Annotated in this window: 6 protein-coding genes; 1 reads left to right on the forward strand and 5 read right to left on the reverse strand. The window is 68.7% G+C overall.

The features are described 5' to 3' along the window. From EQG76_RS16480 to EQG76_RS16500, 5 genes are all read right to left on the reverse strand, one after another. The coding region (locus EQG76_RS16480) for an ABC transporter substrate-binding protein (RefSeq protein WP_235031406.1) at nucleotides 1-434 on the reverse strand (434 nt) is incomplete at its 3' end. Between the two features lie 145 nt (nucleotides 435-579). Further along, nucleotides 580-1596: an aldo/keto reductase gene (locus EQG76_RS16485; protein ID WP_159715393.1), complete on the reverse strand. Its 1017-nt coding sequence runs from the start codon at nucleotides 1594-1596 to the stop codon at nucleotides 580-582. Nucleotides 1597-1689: 93 nt separating this feature from the next. Further along, entirely contained in the window at nucleotides 1690-2103 is a 414-nt protein-coding gene (locus EQG76_RS16490) for a VOC family protein (RefSeq protein WP_159715395.1), read from the reverse strand. 120 nt (nucleotides 2104-2223) lie between these two features. Then, nucleotides 2224-2601 carry a DUF6481 family protein gene (locus EQG76_RS16495; protein ID WP_159715397.1) on the reverse strand — a complete coding sequence of 126 codons (378 nt, stop codon included), beginning with the start codon at nucleotides 2599-2601 and terminating at the stop codon, nucleotides 2224-2226. A gap of 90 nt (nucleotides 2602-2691) precedes the next feature. After that, on the reverse strand, nucleotides 2692-3480 hold the full coding sequence (locus EQG76_RS16500; protein ID WP_159715399.1) for an SDR family NAD(P)-dependent oxidoreductase: 789 nt from the start codon (nucleotides 3478-3480) through the stop codon (nucleotides 2692-2694). Nucleotides 3481-3660: 180 nt separating this feature from the next. Between EQG76_RS16500 and uxaC the strand changes: the two genes are divergently transcribed. After that, nucleotides 3661-4984 (forward strand): glucuronate isomerase (gene uxaC / locus EQG76_RS16505; protein ID WP_235031407.1); only part of this gene is annotated, 1324 nt, incomplete at its 3' end.

The following is a 4984-nucleotide window of genomic DNA, read 5'->3' on the forward strand; positions in this document are numbered from 1 at the left end:
AGCCGGATGCGCACACGGTCCGGTGCCACTACCTCGACCGCCTGGAGCTGGGCGATCAGCTCCAGCCAGCCATGCTGCGCCCGGTCCGCGACCAGGGCGTCGAGATTGGCCTTGACCGCCTGGGCGTCGAACGGCGTGCCGTCGGTGAAGGTGACGCCCTGGCGCAGGGTGAAGTCCCAGGTCCGGCCATCGGCACTCACCGTCCAGCCGGTGGCGAGCCAGGGCTCGATCCGACCGCCCTCCACGTAGCGGACCAGCGGCTCGTAGACCATCGCCTGAGCGAACATCTGGTTCGGCGCGTAGCCGTGCGGATGGAGCGGGCCGACATTGCGCGCGAACGAGTAGACCAGCACATCCTTCGCGGCGGCGCGGGCCGGAAGGCCCGGCAGGACGGCCAGCGTGGCACCGGCCAGCAGGAACTCTCGGCGCAGCATGGGCGGGCTTTCACTCCGCAGGACACAGGCGCCGCCCGACGCGCCCCGAGGTCACAGGCAGGCTCGGCCGGCACAGGTATGAAGTTTCGCGAAAAACTTCATACCGATCCGCTGGCCGGCCTGTCCAGCCGCTTGTCCCCCGCCCTCAGCCCGGCACGGGCGCGTCCTCGCGCACCAGCCCTTCCCGCTTCAACTCCGCCCAGAAGTCCGCCGGGATGTCGGTGCGGAAGATCGCGAGATTCTCTTCCAGCTGCGCCACCGTCCGGGTGCCAGGGATGTTCGACACGATCGCCGGATGGGCCAGGACGAACTGCAGCGAAGCGGCCTTGAGCGGCACCTGGTGGCGCTGACAGACCGCCTCGATCCGCCGAACCCGCTCCATGATCTCTTCCGGTGCCGGGCGGTAATTGTACTTGGCACCCGGTACGGCACCAGTCGCGAGGATGCCGGAGTTATAGCCGCCACCCAGCACGACCGAGGCGCCGCGCTCGACGCACAGTGGCAGGAAGCCGTCCAGCGCCTCCTGCTCCAAGAGCGTGTAGCGCCCAGCCAAAAGGAAGCAGTCGAAGTCGTGGCGTTTCAGGCCCTCATGGCAGACCTGCCACTCGTTGACGCCCAGGCCCACGGCCTTGACCACGCCCTCGTCGCGCAGCTTCAGGATCGCCTGGGCACAACCGTCCATCGCCTGCTCGAACACTTGCGGCTGCTCGTCGCCGAAGTTAAACCGGTCGATGTCGTGGATGAACAGGATGTCGATCCGCTCGATCGCCAGGCGCTGCAGGCTATCCTCGAAGGCACGCATCGTGCCGTCATAGGAGAAGTCGAACTGGAGGCGGAACGGCGCGGCATTCACCCAGGGGGCGAAGTCGATCGAATCCCGCCTAGCCGGCACCAGCCGTCGGCCGACCTTGGAGGAGACCACCAGTTCGTCACGCGGATACCAGCGCAGCCCCTGGCCCAGTCGCAGCTCGCTCAGCCCATGGCCATAGAGCGGCGCGGTATCGAAATAGCGCACGCCCGCGTCCCAGGCCGCCGCGATCATGGCAGCGCTGGTCTCCTCGGTGATCGGCTGCAGGAAATTGCCGATCGGCGCAGCACCGTAGCCAATCTGAGTCACTTCGAGGCCGCTTCTCGGCATGCGGCGCCTGGCGATCGGATCCATCCGTCCCTCCCCTTACATAGTTCGGGTAACCGTATGGTTACTTGAGGGGACTGGCAAGCCGTAGCGGGACGCCGGTTGGCGGGTCCGGCCGGGTCAGCCCTCCTCGTCCGCCGGCTGGGCAATCACCTCCCACACCAACCCATCCGGATCGGCGAAAAAGCCGGCAAAGCCGCCCCAGGCCTGCGGCTGCGGCTCCCCCGCCACCAGCCGCCCGCCCGCGGCACCGGCCCGCGCGACCAAGGCTTTGACCTCGTCCTCGCTGGCCGCGAGCATGCTGAGGACCATCCCGCCGGTCTGGCCGGGCACACCGAGGTGGCCGAACTGCCGGGTGAAGAAGCCGCGCTCGTAGAGCAGCAGGGACAGGCCGCGCTCCAGGTCGATCTTCACATAGTCGTCACTGGTGCTGACCCGCTCCGCCGACCAGCCCAGGCCGTCGCGATAGAAGGCGGCCGTCCGCTGGAGGTCGTCCACCGCGACGCTGATGAGGTCGAGGCTGGGCTTGGTCATGCGCGTCTCCGTGGCTGTTCGGGACTGGTCGGCCCGAGGCTGCGGCAGGGCGGCCGTGCGGTAAAGCCCGGGCCGGGCCCGAAGGTGCCACGATCGCGCAAACCCGGGGTACCGGACTGCCTACTTGCGCGCCTTGCGCCTGGCGTAGCGCTCGTCACGGGCGGCCTTCTGCGCCGCCAGGCGATCCTGTTCCTGCTGGCGCTCGAGTTCGGCCTGGGCCTCCAGAGCGGCCTTCTCGGCCTCGGCCTCGGCCGCCAGCCGTGCCCGCTCGGCGGCCAAGGCGGCTTCCTGCTCGCGCTTGATCGCATCCCGCTCGGCCTTGCGGGCCTCGCGCGCCCGCGCGATGGCTACGCGCTCCGCCTGGCGGGCCGCTGCGGCCGGGTCGTTCGCGGACGCCTTCGCCCGGAAGCGCTCGAGCAGCGCCTGCTTGGCAGCCGCCGAGGCGTTGCTCCGCTCGGCAAAGCTGACATTGTTGGATTCGATAGGACTATTTCTCATCCACGTGATGTGAGGGCGCGCGAGCCGATTTCAACACTGCAACCGCACCGGCCCGCTCAGTTCCTCGCTCGCCCACGGGGCCGCCGGGGACTACCAGATCAGGTAGCCGCCATCGATCACATAGGCGGAGCCGGTCACGAAGTCGGAGGCCGGGCTGGCGAGATAGAGGGCCAGGGGCCCGATCTCCTCCGGGTTGCCCGGCCGGCCCATCGGGATCTGGTCGACGAAGGTCCGGATCACCTCGGGCTTCAGCTCGTTCCAGCGCTTGTTGGCATCGGTCATGAACAGGCCCGGGCAGATCGCGTTGACGTTGACGCCGCGCTGCGCCCAGTCGGCCGCGGTCGCCCGCGTGAAGTGGAGCAGGGCCGCCTTGGTGGCCTCGTAGTGCCGGCCATGGATGCCACGATTGGCGATGATGGCGCTGATCGAGGCGATGTTGACGATCTTGCCGCGCGCCGGCCCCGGACGGTCGAGCATCGAGCCGCCGATCAGCTTGGTTGCAAGGAACGCGCTGGTCAGGTTCAGGTCGACCAGCCGCTGCCAGGTCTCGAGCGGCATCTCCTCCGTCGGGATGTTGGCCTCGCGGTTGCCGACATTGTTGATCAGGATGTCGATCTGGCCGGGGATCGCAAGCGCGTCGCGGCAGGCCCGCTCGCAGTCCGCCGGATCGGCCATGTCGGCCGCGATCGTCCAGACTTCACGGCCCAGCGCCCGGATCTCTTCGGCGGTGGCGACCAGGGTCTCCTGGTTGCGCCCGATCAGGATCACATCGGCTCCGGCCTCGGCGATCGCCAGCGCCATCGCCCGGCCGAGCCCGCGGCTGCCGCCGGTGACCATCAGTCGCCTGCCGTCGACCCGGAACTTGTCCAGCACGCCCACTACCGTTCTCCCTTCACTCGTGGCGGGGCAGAGCGACTCACGCGGGGCGCACCCGCGTCAAGTGGGCACGTCCTCCGAGAGCGCGCGGAAAGTCATCATATCGCTTGCTCGGGCCCGACTGATATATTACTCTTCCGCCAATGCTGGTCATCAAGACACCAGACTTTTCAGGAGGCAGGCTTGCTGCTCGATCCCGACCGGCTCCTGCCGGTAGATCCCGCTGCCCGCAGCCTGGCGCGCCGGCTCCTGGCCGAGGTGGCGTCCTTGCCGATCGTCAGCCCGCACGGCCACACCGATCCCAGTTGGTACGCGCAGGACCAGCCCTTTCCCGACCCCGCCCAGCTGTTCGTGGTGCCCGACCACTACGTGTTCCGCATGCTCTACAGCCAGGGCGTGAAGCTGGAGGAACTGGGCGTGCCGAGCGTGGACGGCACGCCGGTCGAGACCGACGGGCGCAGAATCTGGCGGCGTTTCGCGGAGCACTACCACCTGTTCCGCGGCACCCCGACCCGGCTCTGGCTGGACCATGCCTTCGCCACCCTGTTCGGGCTGGAGGAGCGCCTTTCCGCGCGCAATGCCGATTCGTACTATGACCGGATCGCCGACTGCCTGACCCGGCCGGAGTTCCGGCCGCGCGCCCTGTTCGAGCGGTTCGGCATCGAGGTGATCGCCACCACCGAGAGCCCGCTCGACGATCTGCACTGGCACAAGCAGATCCGGGAATCCGGCTGGGGCAGCCGGGTGATCACCGCGTACCGCCCCGACCCGGTGGTCGATCCCGACTTCCAGGACTTTGCCGCCAATCTCGACCGGTTCGGCGAGCTCACCGGCTGCGATACCGGCAGCTGGCAGGGTTATCTCGATGCCCATCGCCAGCGCCGCGCCTTCTTCAAGACGATGGGCGCCACCGCCACCGACCACGGCCACCCGACGGCACGGACCCTCGACCTGGACGGGCCGGCTGCTACCGACCTGTTCGCGAAGGTGCGCGGCGGCGAGGCCTCGGCCGAGGAGCGCGAGGCGTTCCGCGCGCAAATGCTGACCGAGATGGCGCGGATGAGCCTGGACGACGGGCTGGTCATGCAGATCCATCCCGGTGCCTGGCGCAACCACGACCCGCATCTCTTCGCCCGCTTCGGCCGGGACAAAGGCGGGGACATCCCGACTCGCACCGACTATGTCGAAGCACTGCGCCCGCTGCTGGCTGCCGTCGGCCATCGCGCCGACCTGACCGTGATCCTGTTCACGCTGGACGAGAGCACTTACGCGCGCGAGCTGGCGCCCCTGGCCGGCGTCTATCCCTGCCTGAGGCTGGGTCCCGCCTGGTGGTTCTTCGACAGTCCCGAGGGCATGCGGCGATATCGCGAGCTCACCACCGAGACGGCCGGCTTCTACAACACGGTGGGCTTCAACGACGACACCCGCGCCTTCCCCTCGATCCCGGCCCGCCACGACGTGGCGCGGCGGGTCGACTGCGCCTTTCTCGCCGAGCTCGTGCTGACCG

This window comes from Geminicoccus flavidas (assembly GCF_009806515.1).
Classification (GTDB): domain Bacteria; phylum Pseudomonadota; class Alphaproteobacteria; order Geminicoccales; family Geminicoccaceae; genus Geminicoccus; species Geminicoccus flavidus.

What these genes read in the sequence shown, in the direction of transcription:
- EQG76_RS16485 (WP_159715393.1), bottom strand. Translation starts at nt 1,596, where the DNA reads ATGGATCCGATCGCCAGGCGCCGCATGCCGAGAAGCGGCCTCGAAGTG.
- EQG76_RS16490 (WP_159715395.1), bottom strand. Translation starts at nt 2,103, where the DNA reads ATGACCAAGCCCAGCCTCGACCTCATCAGCGTCGCGGTGGACGACCTC.
- EQG76_RS16495 (WP_159715397.1), bottom strand. Translation starts at nt 2,601, where the DNA reads ATGAGAAATAGTCCTATCGAATCCAACAATGTCAGCTTTGCCGAGCGG.